Origin of the sequence: Mesonia sp. K7 (assembly GCF_003233725.1) — a bacterium.
Taxonomy (GTDB): domain Bacteria; phylum Bacteroidota; class Bacteroidia; order Flavobacteriales; family Flavobacteriaceae; genus Mesonia.
The window spans coordinates 1-19,268 of record NZ_QKQV01000020.1 but is presented as its reverse complement, the minus strand read 5'-3'; the positions used below and the strand labels follow the sequence as shown (position 1 = coordinate 19,268).

General features: G+C 36.2%; 19 protein-coding genes. All 19 read right to left on the bottom strand.

What is annotated here, in order from left to right; genetic code table 11:
• Positions 1–323: 323 nt before the first annotated feature.
• A complete protein-coding gene (locus DNG35_RS11500) occupies positions 324–878 on the bottom strand; it encodes an acyltransferase (protein WP_111129319.1) in 555 nt (184 codons plus the stop codon).
• Positions 879–881: 3 nt separating this feature from the next.
• Positions 882–1,283, bottom strand: coding sequence for a MaoC family dehydratase (locus tag DNG35_RS11495; RefSeq protein ID WP_111129317.1), 402 nt, complete (start codon positions 1,281–1,283; stop codon positions 882–884).
• Between the two features lies 1 nt (position 1,284).
• A complete protein-coding gene (locus DNG35_RS11490) occupies positions 1,285–2,364 on the bottom strand; it encodes a DegT/DnrJ/EryC1/StrS aminotransferase family protein (protein ID WP_111129352.1) in 1,080 nt (359 codons plus the stop codon).
• Positions 2,361–3,041, bottom strand: a complete 681-nt coding sequence (locus tag DNG35_RS11485) for a sulfotransferase (protein WP_111129315.1) — start codon at positions 3,039–3,041, stop codon at positions 2,361–2,363. The genes DNG35_RS11490 and DNG35_RS11485 overlap by 4 nt, the downstream gene beginning before the upstream one ends.
• Before the next feature lie 175 nt (positions 3,042–3,216).
• Positions 3,217–4,074, bottom strand: coding sequence for a sulfotransferase (locus tag DNG35_RS11480; RefSeq protein ID WP_111129313.1), 858 nt, complete (start codon positions 4,072–4,074; stop codon positions 3,217–3,219).
• Positions 4,053–5,498, bottom strand: a complete 1,446-nt coding sequence (locus DNG35_RS11475; protein WP_111129311.1) for a lipopolysaccharide biosynthesis protein — start codon at positions 5,496–5,498, stop codon at positions 4,053–4,055. The genes DNG35_RS11480 and DNG35_RS11475 overlap by 22 nt, the downstream gene beginning before the upstream one ends.
• Before the next feature lie 11 nt (positions 5,499–5,509).
• The gene (gene rfbA / locus DNG35_RS11470) at positions 5,510–6,379 is read right to left on the bottom strand and encodes a glucose-1-phosphate thymidylyltransferase RfbA (RefSeq protein WP_111129310.1); all 870 of its coding nucleotides are present in this window, start codon (positions 6,377–6,379) and stop codon (positions 5,510–5,512) included.
• 165 nt (positions 6,380–6,544) lie between these two features.
• Entirely contained in the window at positions 6,545–6,919 is a 375-nt protein-coding gene (locus tag DNG35_RS11465; protein ID WP_111129349.1) for a four helix bundle protein, read from the bottom strand.
• A 180-nt stretch (positions 6,920–7,099) separates the two neighbouring features.
• A complete protein-coding gene (gene rfbB, locus DNG35_RS11460; RefSeq protein WP_111129308.1) occupies positions 7,100–8,146 on the bottom strand; it encodes a dTDP-glucose 4,6-dehydratase in 1,047 nt (348 codons plus the stop codon).
• A 6-nt stretch (positions 8,147–8,152) separates the two neighbouring features.
• Entirely contained in the window at positions 8,153–9,358 is a 1,206-nt protein-coding gene (wecC, locus tag DNG35_RS11455) for a UDP-N-acetyl-D-mannosamine dehydrogenase (protein ID WP_111129306.1), read from the bottom strand.
• A gap of 376 nt (positions 9,359–9,734) precedes the next feature.
• A complete protein-coding gene (wecB, locus tag DNG35_RS11450; RefSeq protein ID WP_111129304.1) occupies positions 9,735–10,868 on the bottom strand; it encodes a non-hydrolyzing UDP-N-acetylglucosamine 2-epimerase in 1,134 nt (377 codons plus the stop codon).
• A gap of 2 nt (positions 10,869–10,870) precedes the next feature.
• A complete protein-coding gene (gene cysN, locus DNG35_RS11445; RefSeq protein ID WP_111129302.1) occupies positions 10,871–12,124 on the bottom strand; it encodes a sulfate adenylyltransferase subunit CysN in 1,254 nt (417 codons plus the stop codon).
• A gap of 22 nt (positions 12,125–12,146) precedes the next feature.
• A complete protein-coding gene (gene cysD / locus DNG35_RS11440) occupies positions 12,147–13,052 on the bottom strand; it encodes a sulfate adenylyltransferase subunit CysD (protein WP_111129300.1) in 906 nt (301 codons plus the stop codon).
• Complete coding sequence (cysC, locus tag DNG35_RS11435; protein WP_111129298.1) at positions 13,045–13,647, bottom strand: adenylyl-sulfate kinase; 603 nt, start codon at positions 13,645–13,647, stop codon at positions 13,045–13,047. Before cysC ends, cysD begins: the two co-directional genes overlap by 8 nt.
• Before the next feature lie 321 nt (positions 13,648–13,968).
• The gene (locus DNG35_RS11430; protein ID WP_111129296.1) at positions 13,969–14,409 is read right to left on the bottom strand and encodes a DUF2061 domain-containing protein; all 441 of its coding nucleotides are present in this window, start codon (positions 14,407–14,409) and stop codon (positions 13,969–13,971) included.
• Between the two features lie 89 nt (positions 14,410–14,498).
• A complete protein-coding gene (locus DNG35_RS11425) occupies positions 14,499–15,800 on the bottom strand; it encodes a nucleotide sugar dehydrogenase (protein WP_111129293.1) in 1,302 nt (433 codons plus the stop codon).
• A gap of 136 nt (positions 15,801–15,936) precedes the next feature.
• Positions 15,937–16,926 carry an SDR family oxidoreductase gene (locus DNG35_RS11420; RefSeq protein WP_111129291.1) on the bottom strand — a complete coding sequence of 330 codons (990 nt, stop codon included), beginning with the start codon at positions 16,924–16,926 and terminating at the stop codon, positions 15,937–15,939.
• A 424-nt stretch (positions 16,927–17,350) separates the two neighbouring features.
• Complete coding sequence (locus DNG35_RS11415) at positions 17,351–17,881, bottom strand: ArsR family transcriptional regulator (RefSeq protein ID WP_111129289.1); 531 nt, start codon at positions 17,879–17,881, stop codon at positions 17,351–17,353.
• 630 nt (positions 17,882–18,511) lie between these two features.
• On the bottom strand, positions 18,512–18,994 hold the full coding sequence (locus tag DNG35_RS11410; protein ID WP_111129287.1) for a UpxY family transcription antiterminator: 483 nt from the start codon (positions 18,992–18,994) through the stop codon (positions 18,512–18,514).
• Positions 18,995–19,268: the final 274 nt, after the last annotated feature.

Sequence of the window (19,268 nt, the reverse complement as noted above, 5' to 3'; positions counted from 1 at the left end):
AATTAAAATTTAATTTCTTTTATTTTCTATATTATAAACACAAGATAATTTCCAATAGACTTAAGTTAAAGCTTTCTAGAGAAATTTATAAAGACTAATATTATTTTATTTGGATAGTAGAATCCTACACTAAGAATTAATGTATGTTTTTTTATATAAATCATTACTTAAGTTGTTGATTAATATTCGAATATAAAAACAGGAGTATAATTATTTTGGATGGACTACAAAAATATTGATCCTATTCAGTAGGTTATTTTCATAAAAGTAGTTTTTTACTATCCAATCAAAAATCACACAAATAAAAAAAATTATTTCATATTTTAACTAAAATGTTGTAAGTAATCAATCATCTTTTTACTTCGTGGTTTTATAAATTTTAAGGGGTTGCCAATGTAAATACCCCAAGGCTCTAATGTTCTTATAACTAAAGACAATGCTCCTACTGCCGTACCTTCACCAACTATAACTCCAGGTAAAATGACACAATTCGCACCTATCAACGATAACTTTTCAAAAGTAACCTTTCGATTATCTACTTTTTTAAATATGCTTGGTATAGTTGGTCCAACTAAATTGTTACCAGAGTAATCATCACTACTAGAATACACTGCAGTTCTTGAACTTATACCTACAAAATCGGAAACCTTAATGGTTTCTGCTCCGATTAGTGATACATAACAAGCTATATGCACATAATTACCAATAATTATCCCTCCATCTCCTGCGGAAAGAATACAAAAATCATCTATTCTTACATTTGATCCTATAACTATTTTCTGAGGATTATATATTGAACATTTATCTGAAATTAAGACATTTTCACCCACAGTAGCAAATCCAATTTGATTTAATTGCTTTCTTGAAAGAAACCCCATCTTTTAAAATTTTTTTAATCTTGCCAAACCATTAATAACTATATCTCCATTTTCTTTTTCACAAGTAGTTTCAATTATATAATGCCCTTTTTCTGTTATCTCTATCAGCTTTAATTTTCCTATGATTTTATCATTGTGGTAAACTGGATTTAAATATTTGACTTCATGACCTAAATATACACTGCCAGGACCAGGCATTTTTTTTGCAAACAGGGTGGTTAGTAATGTTATAACTAATGGTCCATGAACTAATGGTCTTTTAAATATTGTTTTTCGCGCATAATTTTCATCAAAATGAATTGGATTAAAATCTCCCGTCAATTCAGCAAATAATTGTACATCTTGAAGGGTAAAAATTTTACTTTCGGTTATTACATCCCCAACTTTAAATAGAGTGTTTTTCATTTTATTTAAAGGTTTTTATTATTATTTCACAAATAACTTTTATATCCTTACTCATTAAATCATAAAATAGAGGTAAACATAACACTCTTTTAGCAATATCATCTGTTACTTCAAAACTTTGAATTGGCAAGTAGGGAGTACTGTTAGCTAAAGAAGGGTAAAAATAGCGACGTGCCTGAATATTATTTTTTTTAAATTTTTCCAAAATTTTTAATAGATACTTTTCACTATCTAATAAAATTGGGTAATAGGCATAGTTTTGTGTTGCCTCTTGATACCAGCTTGGTTTTTGCACATTTGCTTCAGACAGTAGTGTGTCATATTTTTCCGTCAGGGCTTTTCTTTTTTGGTGAATTTTATCAATATATTTAAAATTGACCAGTCCCATAGCTGCATGAAATTCAGAGTTTTTTCCATTAATTCCGAGTTCGTCAAATGCTTCTGGTCCGGCAAAGCCAAAGTTACGAATAGATTTTAATTTTTTAAACACCGCTTTGCGTTTTGCAAATACAAGACCCCCTTCTACACTATGGTATAACTTGGTAGCATGTAGGCTACAGGTACTAATATCGCCATACTCAAATATGGATTTTCCGTTAATCTTTACGCCAAAAGCGTGGGCACCGTCATATATGACTTTTAGATTGTACTTATCAGCTATTGCTTGTATTTTCTCTACATCACAAGGGTTACCATATACATGGGTTGCCAAAATAGCTTGTGTTTTAGAAGTTATAGCTGCTTCTATTTTAGCGGCATCTATATTTAAACTTTCTTTATCGATATCTACAAAGACTGGTCTACATCCCTCCCATACGATACTACTTGTGGTCGCAATAAAAGAAAAAGGAGTGGTAATAACTTCACCTGTTAGATCAAGTGCTTTGATAGCCATCTGTAGTGCAATGGTACCGTTGGTCACAAATAAGGCCTCATTAACCCTCAAGTGGTTGGCCAGTCTTAACTCCAATTCTTTAGATAAAGGCCCCATATTGGTGAGCCATTGGCTTTCCCAAATCTTATCAAGATAGGCGCGGTATTCGTTCTGGGGCGGTAAAAATGGTTTGGTTACGGGGATCATAGATTTTTGGTTTTGTTTTCCCAAGGGAATTCTGATTTTTCAGTTTTCCTCCCAATAAAGTCACAAAACCTTTTATAATCTTCAGGTATAGATACATTAATGGTTAGTAGCTTATTCTTAGTATGCCTAAAATATTCCTTTACATATTTGTTGTGAGTTTCATAGTAATCAATTAACACCTCTTTTTTATATGGTTGATCTAAAGGTACATTCTTAACTAAAGTCATAGAATCATATCTGAACCCTGGGTTTGGACCAGGAGCTTTTTTAAGCTCTTGTATAGTAGGTGGATTTAATCCATCACCCCACAGTTTACTGTGAAACTTTGTTAATGAATTATACCACACCTCAGCATTATCTCTTTCTGTTAGTATGAATTTGGAATTTGGAAACATTTGATCCAGCACTATAAAAGTAAAAGGATAACTAAAAGGAGCATCTTGAAAAAACTCAGCAGAATTACAGAGTTTTCTCAATAAGTTAAAATCTCTTTTTGACCAATCATAAAGAAGCTTTGTTCCTTTCATTTGGTTGCCAACAATAAATCCTAGTTCAAGCATTTCTTTTTCTAGAGAAGTTGTCCCTGTTTTATTTAGACCAATACAAAATATTTTAGGTTTGCCGTAAACTTTAATTCGCCTAGAGATTACTTTTACAATTGATTTTATTCTTCTCATTTTATAAATGTCTTTTTTTCTTTAAAATATTTAGGGAAAAGATAAATGAAGTGATTATAAGAATAAGAGGAGATGGATAGCTTAATGGAAGGAGACTAAAAAATATAATTTTGCCTACAGTTGACAAGTAGCATTTCGCAGACCTTCACAGTAAAGCTTTACCTTATCCCAATCTTTACCAATTAGGTCTATACCCTAAAAGATCAAACAATTTTTCATTCGGTTTTTGATAAAAGTCTGTTAAAAGATCTCTTTCTTTATCTGACATCTTATTATTATACTTTCTTGTATTCTTAGGTTCTTTATCAACATTTTTAAAATCAAAATCACTAACATCTAAAAACCTTGTGCATAATTTTAGCGTTTCCTCCAAATTTTCAATCAAGTCCTTGAACCCTAAAATTAGTATCTCATTTTTATCAAAATATTTATAATAATTTTGAAGTTGATCATAATAGAGCCCTCTACGTAATATAGCAGGCTCTTTTTCAGTATTTTTAAGCATTATTTTTTTTTCTATTTCTATCGTTTCACTAAAATTAGGGAATTCTGACCTTCCATCATAGAAATAGGAATAAATAGGATTTACTTTGTTTGGTAAAGGCTCTTTCATAATACGATGTCTTTCTTCTTCAGGGAACATACTTTTATACATATTCCACGCAGAAAATGCCCTATCAACAGGGTTTCTAAGAATTAAAATTAATTTTATCGTAGGGAAAGTGGATTTTAACTGCAAAGGAACCTCTTGGTGATAAATATAACTTGGAGTAGATTCAAAAAAAATCTTTGGCTTTAAGCTAAAATTTATAAAATTTTTCTTATACCATTTTAGTCTATACCCATGATGCATGAGTCTATCAAAAAAATGTAATTCCTTTTGTTTGCTACCAATTAGATCAGGATGTTGATCTAGATAGTAGTGTAAGGAGGTTGTAGCAGATTTTTGAGCCCCTATAATGATAAAATTAGGTGAGTTTCCAGGTAATATTTTTCGTGCAATTATTTTTACTATATTTTTGATTTTTTCCATATCTTTTTTTTGTAATAAATAAATTCATTAATCACATCTGATTTTGACATACGCAAAAATATCCAAAAAAGTGTAGAGAAAACAATAGCTTTTACGATAGTTATTAAATAATTAAACTCTTGAGGGAATAAATATTCTATTACAAATACAACCCCAATAGTAAACAATAAATTAGGTAAAACAACTTTTATTTGTGCTATGAATGGTATGTGTAAGCTTCGTTTGGTAAAGTAGATATTGAGAATCCACGCTAAAATTGAGACTACCAGCATGGCATATAAAAAGGGTATAAATCCATAAATAAATGCCACAATTATTGGGGATAGATTTAATACTTTACGGATATTGCCATAATGAAAGTTTTGTTTTGACTTTCCTTTTGCCAAAAAAGCATTGACAATTATCGCGCTAATGGGATATGTGAAGCCTCTAATAATTAAAATCTTAAAAATCGTGATGGATGGCTCCCACTTTTCGCCAAACAGTCCAATAATCAACTCTTCACCAATTAAATAAAAAACACCTGTTAAAAATACAGAAATCACTGATACAAGGTGTATCACTTTTAAAAATATTTTTTGAAAACGTTGGTCATCATCTTGTATAGAAGCTAAAACCGGAAAAAACACTTTGGTCAATGTAGTTGAAGAGTTTTTATTAATCAATGTGTTTAGACTATTTGCTCTTGAGAAAAAACCTAACGTTGCCGGACTAAACAATTTACCAATTATTAATGTATCCACTTGCAGAATCAATTGACTTACACTTTGTGCCGCAAAAACATAGGCTGAAAATCCAGTCAATTTTTTGACTTCTGCAAAGGAAAACTCCCATTTGGGATACCAGTCCGTTAACTTCCATAGCAGCATAGTCTGAATAATGGCTGCTAAAATTTGTTGAATTACCAAGGCGTATACCCCTACCTCATGAAAAGCCAACACAACAGCTACCATACCAGCAATCACTTGAGAAATTAAGTCCCTTATGGTCAATTTTTTAAAATCAAGTGTTCGTCGTAAAATAGTGCTTTGCACGATATTGAAACTATTGATAAAAAAGGTAATGGACAGTAATTGAACTATAAGCACTATTTTTTGGTTCTCATAGAAGTCACCTATGAGTGGTGCTGCAAAGTATAATAGAGCTGTTAACAATGCACCTGCCAATAAGTTGATGTAAAATACCGAAGAATAGGTCAACGATGTATTTTCTTTATTTTGAATGAGGGCTGAGGCAAACCCAAAATCTTTAAAAATTTGTAATACCATTATAAAGACCATGGACATGCCTACCAAACCAAAGTCTTCGGGTGTTAACAGTCGTGCTAAAAAAATGGAAATGATAAAGCCTGAAATCTGGCCTCCGTAATTACCAAACAGATCCCAAGCTAAAGCAGTTGCTGTTTTATTTCTAAGTGTACTCAATCAATTTATCTTTAAGCAGTAATTTTCTTAAGGTAGGTAAAGTAATCTCCTTTTTTATCTTTAATTGTTTCTAAAATTCCCTTCTTTGTTAGCCATTTTTTCCGCCATGCAATTTCTTCAAGGCATGAAATTTTTAATCCTTGACGCTTTTCGATGGCGTGTACAAATTGGGTTGCTTCACTCAATGCTTCGTGCGTACCCGTATCCAACCAAGCATAACCTCTTCCTAATAACTCAATAGTAAGATTTTCTTGTTTTAGATAGACTTGATTGATTGAAGTAATCTCCAATTCTCCACGATGAGAAGGTTTTACATGTCTGGCAACTTCAACGACTGAATTCGGGTAAAAGTATAAGCCCACCACCGCATAATTAGACTTGGGTTTCTTAGGCTTTTCCTCGATACTGATCACATTTTTATGTTCATCAAATTCCGCTACCCCATAGCGTTCAGGATCCATTACGTAGTATCCAAATACTGTAGCTTTCTGTTGCTCTTTTACACTCACTACTGCCTTTTCTAGTAGTTTCGGAAATCCTTGTCCATAGAATAAGTTATCACCTAAAACCAAGCATACATCATCGTTTCCTATGAAATCTTCCCCTATCAAAAAGGCTTGTGCTAAGCCATCGGGAGAAGGCTGTTCTGCATAAGTTAACCGTATCCCAAATTGACTTCCATCCCCTAATAGTTTTTTAAACAAAGGTAAGTCGTTGGGTGTTGATATCACAAGTATATCTCGTATGTTTGCCAACATTAACGTTGATAATGGATAATAAATCATCGGTTTATCATGCACTGGCAATAACTGCTTACTGATTGCTAACGTGAGCGGGTGTAGTCGTGTGCCGGAGCCGCCGGCTAAGATAATTCCTTTCATGTAGTTACTAGTTTATGCGAATGATCGCAAATTTTGCTAATCGGTTTTATTTAATATTCGTTTTTGACTTGGAGACTTGGTGATGGGACGATGAGTGTGTTGATTGGTTCTTTAGCCTCACCTTTTCCTAGTCTCCCTTTCGCCTAACACTTGTACTTTCTGTCATCAAAGTATCCACTTTTCTTTATTGACAATCATATTTACAATTATCCCAAGAATGTGTTCATACTTCTCATTAATCTGTTTATATTCTTTTATGTTTATATATTTACACGCATGTGCATAGTCTAACCACGTCTGGGTTTCAGCAGCTTCGCCCTCGACATCACTAAGTTTTGCTACAAATGCTTTTTCATATCTGCGTTTTCTCCATGCTTCAGCTAAATTTCCCGATACCGATCGTGATGAACGACGGATCTGATCGGTTAATGAATAGGTTTCTGCTTTTGGAAAAGTTTTTGTCAAATGAAATATATCCATCCCGGCTTCAAATGAAAGCTGATAAACTTTTAATTCACGATGTGATGCAATTTTAGCCATGTTATTGGAATTTTTATCCTCGATTATACGCGCCTTTTCATTTTCTTCTTGACTTTTTCTCCAAGTCACCCTTTCTCCCCTCGCTTGTTCTTCCAGTCACCCCGTCTCCTATTCGCCCTTTCGTCTAGTCTCCCCTTCGTTTGTTCTCCCTGCAATCCGTTTAAAATCCGTGCAATCTGATTATTTATACTGTTTCTGATAATACTTCTGATAATCGCCTGAAGTTACATTTTTTAACCAGGTTTCATGCTCCAAATACCAATCTATCGTCTTGACAAGACCTTCTTCAAAGGTAACACTGGGTTTCCAACCTAATTCTCGGTATATTTTTGAGGCATCAATGGCGTAACGTAAGTCATGTCCCGGCCTGTCTTTGACAAAAGTGATAAGCTGCTCACTTTCACCAGCAGCTCTTCCTAATTTCTCATCCATTTTCTGGCAGAGTAATTTAACCAAATCGATGTTCTTCCATTCGTTAAAGCCTCCGATGTTATAGGTTTCCCTGTTTTTTCCTTGCTGGAAAATTAAATCGATAGCGACCGCATGGTCAATCACATACAGCCAATCCCTTGTGTAATTGCCATCACCATATACCGGTAAGGCTTGTTTGTGGGTGATGTTATTGATGAACAACGGAATTAACTTCTCTGGAAACTGATTCGGTCCGTAATTGTTGGAGCAATTGGAAATCACATAAGGCAACCCATAAGTTTCTCCGTAAGCCCTTACAAAATGGTCGGAACTTGCTTTGGATGCTGAATAAGGAGAATTGGGGTCATAATTGGTGGCTTCCGTAAACAAACCCGTTTCTCCTAGTGTCCCATAGACCTCATCGGTGCTGATATGGTAAAATCGTTTCCCTGAAAAATCGGACTGCCATTGCTTTTTTGCCGCTTCCAATAAGCTGAGGGTTCCTAGCACATTGGTTTTGACAAAAGCTAAGGGGTCGGTTATGGAACGATCGACATGGGATTCTGCAGCCAGGTGAATCACCCCATCGAATTGGTGTGTTTGAAACAACTTATCCATTTCCTCCACATCATTGATATCGGCTTTTAGAAACGAATAATTCTTTTTTTGTTCGATATCCTTGAGGTTTTCTAAATTACCTGCATAGGTTAAGGTGTCGAGGTTATAGATATGATATCCCGGATATTTATTGACAAACAAACGAACCACATGACTTCCGATAAAGCCTGCCCCGCCGGTGATTAATACTCTTTTCATCTTTTATTATTTATATATCCCACAAAAATCTAAAACAACCTTATTTTCTCTAGGAAAATCTTTAAATTCATCATGAGCTACCAAAAAAGCTACAATATCTGCTTTTTGAAAAGCTTCTTTATAATCGGTGATCTTAAACACTTGATGGGTTTTGATATTTGGTTCTACAATATAATAAGCTTCATCTTGTGCGTCTTGCAATACTTTTTGAACAATGTATTTGGCAGGAGATTCCCTTAAATCGTCGATATTAGGTTTAAAGGCTAAGCCCATTAAAGCAATGGCGGGTTTTCTACCGTGTTTTAACTGGAACTCGTGCTTTGCTTTTTTAATCTGCTCGGCACACCAAAAGCTTTTATAGTTATTGATCTCTCTCGCTTTTCCGATAATTTGTGATTCCATTGGGAATTCTGAAGTAATAAAATACGGATCTACTGCAATGCAATGACCTCCTACCCCACAACCGGGCTGTAAGATATTGACGCGTGGATGTTTATTGGCCAAATGAATGAGTTCCCAAACATTAATCCCTGCTTTATCGCAAATTAAAGACAGCTCATTCGCAAAAGCGATTTGGACATCCCTACTCGAGTTCTCCGTTAACTTACACATCTCTGCGGTACGCGCATTGGTTGCGTGCAATTCCCCTTTAACAAACTGGCGGTAAAAATCGACGGCTTTTTGGGTACTTGTTTCATTGACACCACCAATCACGCGATCGTTATGTACTAGTTCATACATGACATTACCAGGTAAAACGCGTTCTGGGCAATAGGCCAAAAATATCTTTCCTTTCAGTTCTGGGCGTGCTGTAAAAATGAGTTTCATCATTTTTTCGGTCGTTCCTACAGGTGAGGTCGATTCAATAATATACAAATCCCCTTCTTTCAATAAGGGAATAATGCCTTTGGTCGCCGCTTCTACATAGGAGATATCCGGTTCGTGATTACCTTTAAAGGGTGTTGGCACGACAATGAGGTAGGTATCTGCTTTTTTGGCTACTGTCCCTGCTTCTAAGAAATTATTCTTCACTGCTTTTGCGACAACCGCATCCAATTCGGGTTCTACAATATGGATTTTTCCTTGATTGATGGTTTTTACCACTGAAGGGTTGACATCTACCCCGTACACTGGGATTTGATTATCGGCAATTAAGGCGGAAGTAGGTAGGCCGATATAGCCTAGTCCTATGGTCGTTACTTTTGGTTGCATTTGTCTACTCATTTTAGGGAGCAAAGGTACTCCGTTTTTTTATTGTGCTGTTGTCTTTGTTATGGTGACCTTGTTGGGATTCTGCTTTAGGTCATACATTAGGTGTGACTTGTCAGTTCTAGTATTTTTAAGAAAGTATAGCTGTATTAAAAATGGATTGAGAACAGATTGTGAATTTCAAAGCACTTCTCAACCAATCTCCGGTTAAGGGTCTCTACCTACTAAAGGCAAGTACAATCCGAATGCTCGGAATCACCTGCCTGCCGCATGCAATGCTCGAAGTGACAATTTTTATTGTTTTACAAAGATTCTTCACTTTTCCCACTCCTGAGAACTCAGGAGGAGTGCATTCAGAATGAGATATCTCAATTTAAAATTATAACAATGCTTGGGTATGTAAAGAACGGATATGCGCTACAATACGTTCACAGGCTTTTCCATCGCCATAAGGGTTATGGAGTTTACTCATTTCTTCGAAGCGATTTTGGTTGTTTAATAAATTCAAGGTTTCGGCTACAATTTTATCCGTATCGGTACCTACTAAAATTACCGTACCCACTTCTACGGCTTCAGGTCGTTCGGTGGTATCCCGCATGACTAAGACCGGTTTTCCTAGGCTTGGCGCTTCTTCCTGTACACCTCCACTATCCGTAATGATAAGTTCGCTTCTGTTCATCAGCCAAATAAAGTCTTGATAAGCCAAAGGCTCTATCAACATGATATTTTCTACTTCTCCTAAGATACGGTTCACCGGTTCCTGTACTTTTGGATTGAGATGCACAGGATATACAATTTTGACTTTTGGTTTTTCCAAAGCTATCTCCTTCAGTGCATTACAAATATTTTCAAAACCTTTCCCATGATTTTCTCTTCGATGACCTGTAACCAAAATCACTTTATCATCATTTATTTGTTGTTGCAACTTTTTTACCAGTGCGCTTGGCTTTTTATTCACTTTTTCTACGCTATTCAATAATGCATCTATCACTGTGTTTCCCGTCACTAAAATGCTGTTTTCTTGAATATTTTCTTTTAAAAGATTTTGTTTTGAGGTAAGGGTAGGCGCAAAATGAATATCTGCAAGTCTTCCCGTAACCTGCCTATTGATTTCTTCCGGAAATGGAGATTGTTTGTTATTTGTTCTTAAACCTGCCTCTACATGGCAAATTTTTGCCCCGCTGTAAAAAGCCGCAATGCTTCCCGCCATAGTGGTAGTAGTATCTCCGTGTACATACACGTAATCTGGTTTAAAATCTTCTAATACTGTCTTTAAATCTAAAATGATATCTGCTGTTAGTTGATGTAAGTTTTGATTTGGTTTCATCAAGTTTAAATCATAATCTGGTTTGATTTCGAAAAAATCTAATACCTGATCTAACATCTCTCTGTGTTGTGCGGTCACACAAACTTTAGTGATAAAAGAATCTTTATTTTTTTTAAATTCTTTTACTAAGGGAGCCATTTTAATGGCTTCCGGTCTGGTTCCAAAAACTATAAGATTCTTAATCATCCTTAAACAATCATTCCTGCGGCTACCGTTTCATTAGTAGCATCATCTACCAAAATAATACTTCCTGTAGTTCGGTTTTCGCGATAATCGTCTACCATCAAGGGTTTGGTGGTTCTGATTTTCACTTTAGCAATCGCATTCATATCCAAGGCTTTATCTTCACTATTTCTATCTAGGGTATTGATGTCAATTTTATAGACAACCTCTTTGATCATAGCCTTTTGTTCGTTGGAAGTATGCTGGATGGTATATTTAGCTCTTGGTTTTGCCGGTGCATCATTTAACCAACACAGCATCACTTCGATATCTTGTGTCGGTTCGGGTTTGTTATTAGAACGTACAATCATATCCCCACGGCTGATATCGATATCATCTTCTAAGGTAAGGGTAACCGACATGGGCGCAAAAGCTTCTTCCAATGCTCCATCGAGGGTATCGATGGTTTTAATTTTAGAAGTAAAGCCAGAAGGCATGACCGTAATTTCGTCTCCTTTTCGGAACACGCCACTCGCAATTCTGCCGGCATAACCTCTATAATCAATAAATTTTTCACTTTGAGGTCTAATGACCGTTTGCACTGGAAAACGCGCATCTACTTTGTTGATATCGCTACTGATGTGCATATTTTCTAAGGTATGTAATAAAGGAGCTCCTTGATACCAATCCATGTTTTGAGAACGGTTGACTACATTATCACCTAATAAAGCAGAGATGGGTATAAACCGAATGTCTTTTACTAAAAGTTTGGAAGAGAATTCTTCAAATTGCTCCAACACCTTGTTATAGGCTTGCTCAGAATAATCCACCAAATCCATTTTGTTGATACACACAATGATATGTGGAATTTGCAATAAGGAAGCGATAAACGCATGTCTTCGTGTTTGTTCAATCACACCATGCCTAGCATCGACTAAAATAATGGCTGCGTTGGCCGTAGAAGCACCTGTCACCATATTGCGTGTATATTGAATATGCCCTGGCGTATCTGCGATAATAAACTTTCGCTTAGGCGTAGTGAAATAACGGTAGGCTACGTCTATGGTTATCCCTTGCTCTCTTTCGTCTCGCAAACCATCGGTAAACAAAGCTAAATCAACGCCTGCATGGCCTTTTTGTTTGCTTGTGTTTTCTACTGCTTCTAATTGATCTTCGAATATCGATTTTGAATCGTATAGCAACCGACCGATTAAAGTACTCTTTCCGTCATCTACACTTCCGGCAGTTGTAAATCTTAATAATTGATTGTTGTCTATCATTTTTTAATTTTTTATATGATTATTAGAAGTATCCTTGTTTTTTTCTATCTTCCATAGCCGTTTCTGAACGTTTATCGTCACTTCTGTTTCCTCTTTCGGTTTGGCGCATCGTAGAAACCTCGTCGACAATTTTTTCTAGGGTATCCGCTTCACTTTCTATTCCTCCGGTAATGGTGATATCTCCTAATGTTCTAAACCTGATTTTTTTTGAGACTATTTCTTCGTTTGGTTCTAATTTTAAAAATTCGGAGTTTGGAATCCATGAGTCGTTTCTCCTTACACATTCCCGCTCGTGCGCGAAATACAAAGATGGAATTTGGATATTTTCTCTTTTGATATAGTTCCAGACATCCATTTCGGTCCAGTTACTGATAGGGAAAGCCCTAAAGTGCTCTCCTTCAAAATGCTTTCCATTAAAAAGGTTCCACAATTCTGGACGTTGGTTTTTTGGATCCCATTGTCCGAAATCATCCCGGTGTGAAAAAAAACGTTCCTTAGCACGTGCTTTTTCTTCGTCTCTTCTACCGCCTCCAATGGCACAATCAACCTTATTGCTTTCGATGGCATCTAAAAGGGTAGTGATTTGCAAGGCATTACGTGTCGCATTCTTTCCTTTTTCTTCGGCCACACGGCCTTGATCGATGGATTCTTGTACCGAACCCACAATGAGATTAGCGCCTAATTTGTTAATTAAGTCATCCCTAAACTTTATGGTTTCCGGAAAGTTATGCCCTGTATCGACGTGCATCAAAGCAAAAGGAATCTTAGCAGGATAAAACGCTTTTTGAGCCAAGTGGGTGACTACAATCGAGTCTTTACCTCCAGAAAATAAAATAACCGGGTTATCAAATTGTGCCCACACTTCACGCAAAACATACATGGCTTCACTTTCTAATTCGTCTAAATAATTTAAATAGTACTTACTCATAACCTAATTTTAATTTAGCATTTATTTTTTCGATAATCAAAGATGCTGCCTCCTCTACAGACATTTCTTCGGTTTTTATTTCTATAAACGGATGTAGTGGTGGTTCGTAAGGCGCATCAATCCCTGTCATATTTTTAATTTCTCCAGCTCGGGCCTTTTTATACAATCCTTTAACATCTCTTTTTTCGCATTCTTCTAAGCTCGTATTGACGTAAATTTCAATAAAATTAGCTTCACCAACAATATTTTTTATATTTTCCCTATCTTTTCTGTAAGGAGAAACAAAAGCAGCTAATGTAACTAAGCCTGCATCAATCATCAATCTGGCAATCTCTGCTATCCTACGAATATTTTCGGTTCGATCTTCAGGTTGAAAAGTTAAATCTTGATTTATTCCTTTACGAATGTTGTCTCCATCTAGGGAATAGGTCTTAATCTTCCTTTCAAACAATTTTTGTTCTACTACATTGGCAATGGTAGATTTACCAGAACCCGACAAGCCCGTAAACCATAGTAAAAAAGAGTTGTGGTGGTTTAAGGTATTCCTATCTTTTTTAGTTATTTGATAGTGATGTGGGATGATGTTTTTTTGCATTTTTTGTGAGGTTGAAAATGTGTAAGTGTATGAACTTGTGAGTTGGTGAGTTGGTGAATCTGTAAACATGTGAGGTTGTGAGCTATTCACTATTCATATTTTCACTGTTTCACTTATTCACGCTTTCATCTATAATTTTTTATTTAAACTGGATAAATTTCTCTTAATATGATTGGTCCTATACATCACGCTGAAACTGTTATTCTTTTTGTAAAGGGATCCTGAAACAGGTTCAGGATGACGTGAGGGTTTGAAATAATGACCCTATAACTATAACCGTCATGCTGAACTGGTTTCAGCATCTTTTTATCTTTCATCGATTCACCCCTCCATTGTTTCATTTCTCTTACCTAGCCCATAATTCATCTTATACCACACACGCTCATGAAGGTAATACAATATCATCTTGGAGACTACTTCGGCAAACCCAATTTTTAAACCTGTTAGAGGATCTCCTGTGATGATCCAAGCTAAAGTCATGGTATCTAGCGTTCCTACCAATCGCCAAGTGACCGTTTTGGCAATGTGCCGCTTCCTGCTTTCTAATACCTTACCCTCCTTTGTGAGGTTAATTTTAAACCAAACTCTTTCGTGCAAAAAATAGAGAATCATTTTGGTGACTACTTCAAAAAGCCCAATTTTGAGGCCTGTAAGTGGGTTTCCAGTAATGATCCAAGAAAGCACAATGGTATCTATGGTCCCTACGATTCGCCAAGTGATGGTTTTTGCTAAATGTCTTTTATAAGATTGGTCTTTGGGCATCGATGATATAATGGTAGATGGTTATGGGTTAAATTAGTTCTTTTGTTAATAAACCCCTTAATCCCTTCTTTTTTGAAAAGGAAATATTTTTATAATTTTAGATCTGCTTTACTTCCTAGAACACCTTTTACATCGTAAACTACTGCTTTTTCTGCTTTCAAAGTATTTAAGTCGATGTTTAGAAATTGGTTGTGTGCGACGGCGAGTATTATGGCGTCATAGTTTTGATGGGATCCTGAAATAAGTTCAGGATAACATGTGAGGTTATATTCATGTTGTACTTCTTCTGGATTGGCCCATGGATCAAAAATAGTGACTTTGGTACCGTAATCTTCGATACTTTTGATGACATCCACCACTTTGGTATTTCTGACATCGGGACAATTTTCTTTAAAGGTCATTCCCATCACCAAGATTTTAGCATCTTTTATCTTGATGTCCTTTTTGATCATGAGCTTTACGACCTCACTCGCCACATAATCTCCCATCGAATCATTTAACCTTCTCCCTGCTAAGATGATTTCCGGATGATAACCTATTTCTTGTGCTTTTTGTGCCAAATAATAAGGATCGACCCCGATACAATGCCCTCCTACTAGACCTGGCTTGAAGGGTAAGAAATTCCATTTGGTACCCGCCGCTTCCAACACCGCATGGGTATCAATTTCTAAGCGATTGAATATTTTTGCCAATTCGTTGACAAAAGCAATATTGATATCCCGTTGCGAGTTTTCAATCACTTTGGCTGCTTCCGCTACTTTGATGGTGGGAGCCAAATGCGTACCTGCCGTAATGACTGATTTGTATAAATTGTCTACCTGTTTTCCAATTTCGGGGGTAGAACCTGAAGTTACTTTTAATATTTTTTCTACGGTGTGTTCTTTATCCCCTGGGTTGATTCGTTCCGGGGAATAACCTGCAAAAAAGTCTTCATTAAATGTTAAACCGCTTACTTTTTCTAAAATCGGAATACACTCCTCTTCCGTAGCCCCAGGATAAACGGTAGATTCGTAAATCACGATATCCCCCTTTTGGAGTACTTTCCCCACAGTTTCGCTGGCTTTACACAAAGGGGTTAGATCCGGGCGATGATTTTGATCGACAGGTGTGGGCACAGTAACCACATATACATTACAATCTTTAATATCTTGCATATTCGTAGAACAAAAAAGTCCATTTTTAGAATTATTGCTGATTGGATTTTCTTTTCGTATGACTCCTTGCAGCAAATCATCTTCGACCTCCAGCGTACTGTCTTTACCCGATTGAAGCGCTGCTACCCTCGCTTTATTGATATCAAAACCCACGACTGGGTATTGGGTAGCAAAAAGTCTTGCTAATGGGAGCCCTACATAGCCTAAGCCGATAATAGCGATTTTATGGTTTTTCATTTTTTTGTAGTTAAGAAATTTTGTAGTTAAGAAATAATGATGTTAAAATATAAGTGGCAAATATACATCACTTCTCGATACTATTGCTCCTATTGTAGCAATCACTCGAAGTGACAAGGTTATTATAGAGGAAATTTTACAGGTTTTCCCAATACCATTTGACGGCTTCTTTTAGACCTTCTTCAAATTTATAAGTCGGATGATAACCTAGTAGATTATTAGCTTTATCGACAGACGCTAAAGAGTGTGGCACATCCCCTTGACGAACAGGTCCGTGTTTAATTTCAACTTCTTTAATTTTTGCATCGTACTCTCCCAATACATCACGCAATAATTTTGTCATGCCTTTGATGGTGGTTCGGTCTCCTACAGCAGTATTGTATACTTCATTTAAGGCTTCTTTATTATCCGTAGTGATCGCAAGTACATTCATCTGCAACACATTGTCGATGTAAGTAAAATCTCTTGAATAAGTGCCATCTCCATTGATCGTCGGGCTTTCATAGCTCATCAATTGTTTGACAAATTTTGGGATCACTGCAGCATAAGCCCCATTGGGATCTTGTTTTCTTCCAAAGACATTAAAATACCTTAAGCCTACGCAATCTAAATCATAAGTTTTTTTAAATATATCTGCGTAAAGCTCATTTACATATTTAGTAATCGCATACGGAGAAAGGGGTTTCCCTATTTTATCTTCTATTTTTGGAAGTGATTTTGAATCCCCGTATGTAGAAGAGCTTGCAGCATATACAAAACGTTGGACGCCTTGATCACGAGCCGCGACCAACATATTTAAAAACCCGCTTACGTTTACTTCATTACTGGTAATGGGGTCTTGGATGGAACGAGGCACTGATCCCAAGGCCGCTTGGTGCAATACAAAATCTTGATCTTGACATGCTTTTTGACATGTCTTCAAGTCTCTAATATCCCCTTCTATCAACTGAAAGTTCTCTTGTGATAATAAATACTCAATATTATGTCGATGACCTGTTGCAAAATTGTCTAAGCAGGTGACTTTTACTTGATTTTCTACCAAGAGTTCGCAGAGGTTGGAACCGATGAATCCCGCTCCTCCAGTCACTAATACTTTTTTGTTTTTTAAATGATCAATATTTTTCATAAACTAATTTTTTATTCTTGTCCAGTGATATCACTATAAAATCTTATTGTTTTACTAGTTTTCTGTTTTCATTTACTCTTCACTGTTTCATTTATTCACTTATTTTTCACAAAACACACCCCTCAATCCCCTTACTTCGACAAGCTCAGCACAAGTGTTCAGCAACCAGGACAGGCAAATCGAGAAGTGTTACTCAATTACTGTCTAGTTCTCGATACTTTTTCTTTTAGAAAAAACTCGAACTGACAGTAGTTTTCTCAGGACTGAAACTGCTTCGTCTCGTTGTTCCTCGCAGTGACGTGTGGGTTATCTATTTATACCACTTCTCGATACTATTTCCTCCATTGCATTGCAGAAATCACTCGAAGTGACAACCTAACATAAGTTATAAACTTTGATAAATTTTCAAAACGAATTCATTGCTCTATTGATGCCAAATTAACAAAGGCTTTTCTTTTTTTGCTTGGAGATAAGCTTTTTCTTTTCCTTCTTCGAAGAGTACATAACGAATCTGTTTTTCTAATATACCTTCGGCTTTTACTAATAATTCGGTGAGGTAATTTCTGTCGATATGATTACCCACTAAAATCAAATCGATTACCAGGCTTTCAATGCCTTTTGCCCACTTTCCTTCCAAATACACTTTTTCTAAACTTCCCAGCTTCAAGATGACCCGCTCTATAATTTGATCGATACCGGCATATTTTCGCATGATTTTTTGTACCTCTCCAAAAAGTGGATGTTGGGTATTGGCTTGAAAGTACTTTCGATTTCCTTCTTTTTCACTGTACAGCATTCCTGCTTTTTCAAAACGATTGAGTTCTAAACGGATGGCATTTGTACTTTCTCCAAATTCCGCTTCCAAACTTCGTAAATAGGCACGGCTTTGGCTGTTTAAAAAGAATTTCACCATAAGCTTGATACGGGTTTTTGAACTGATTAAGGTTTCGAGCATGTTTAGTTGTCAGGGGTTAGGGGTTAATGGTTAATGGTTAATGGTTAATGGTTAATGGAGTTTATGAATTTTTATGTTTATTGTTATCCTTTCAACTCTTTTTAAATATTTGTTTTGTTTCAAGTCTCAGGTGTCAAGTTTCAGGTTTCAGACAGTGGACTGCTTTCGTGTTACGGGTCTATACCTCAACAGAGTCAGTGACGACGGCAGGCAAGTACTTTTTTTTAGAAAAAACTCGAACTGACAGAAGTATCCATAGGATTAAAGCTGTTTATTCTTTTGTTTCTCGTAGTGATATAATTTTTATTATTTCTTTTTTGCATTGCCAAAAAAAGAAACAAAAAACGCTAGGCTTATTTTAATTTCCTTGAATTGCTATAAAGCCATTCTTTACTTACGCAAGGGAAACCGTTTCACTCGTCCCTTGCTTCTATTCCTTTCTGCGAATCGCTTTGGCAATTTCTACGGAAATTAAAAGTAGGCCAGTTTAAAAAACTTAGACTATTTAGCAGCTCAAGGAATTATGCTGAACTCTTCATTCTGAACCCTGAACCCTTAACTTCCCCCATGGCTTCGCCTCCTCAGTCCCAGTGAGTTTTATAGTTTATCTATTCTAAACCCTATCGCTTTTTAGCTGATAGCGGTTTTGGGTACTTTTACACGCAACACAAAACCCAGTTGCTCGATAGCCACCACGGCATATTTTTTAGAATGCTGGAGGATCTCCCCCCTTTTTCCTTTCATCATCCCAGTCGTTATAGCTACAAGTTGTCCTGTTTCGAATGTATTGATACAAATTTGTTCGGTTGGATACGCCTCAAAAAAACGCATCACCTCCTGCATCTCAGCATCGGAAATGACTGCAGGTTTCCCTAACCAATGTACAAAACCCACTACGCCGTTAGTTTGTAAAATCGAAAGCCTACTTTTTTCATTTTGTACTGCTGTAAAAACGTAGGAAGGGAAATAGGGCACTTCGAGTTTCTTTTTCCGATCACTCCATTGACGAATTTCTGTTTTTAAAGGACAAAAAACCTCCACTCCTTGCTGCTGAAGTTGTGCTGCCACCTTTTTCTCCGCTCTGCTCTTGACATATACCGCCATCCAACCCATAAACGAGTAGTTTTTTTACTCAATCTATGCAAATGTAGGACAAGTTATGGAATTTTAAAACTTTTTATAGGTAAAGAAATGGTAAAGTTTGGAGTTAGTGATGAGTGATGAGTGGTTAGTGGTTAATGGTTAATGGTTAATGGTTAATGGTTGTACGTTGTACGTCCCTGATATAGGTTTGTACGTCCCTGATATAGGTTGACCACTAAAGTCAATTTATATGAAAGCTAATTTAAAATTAATCAAGAAACAACGTAAGTTTTCCGAAGCATTT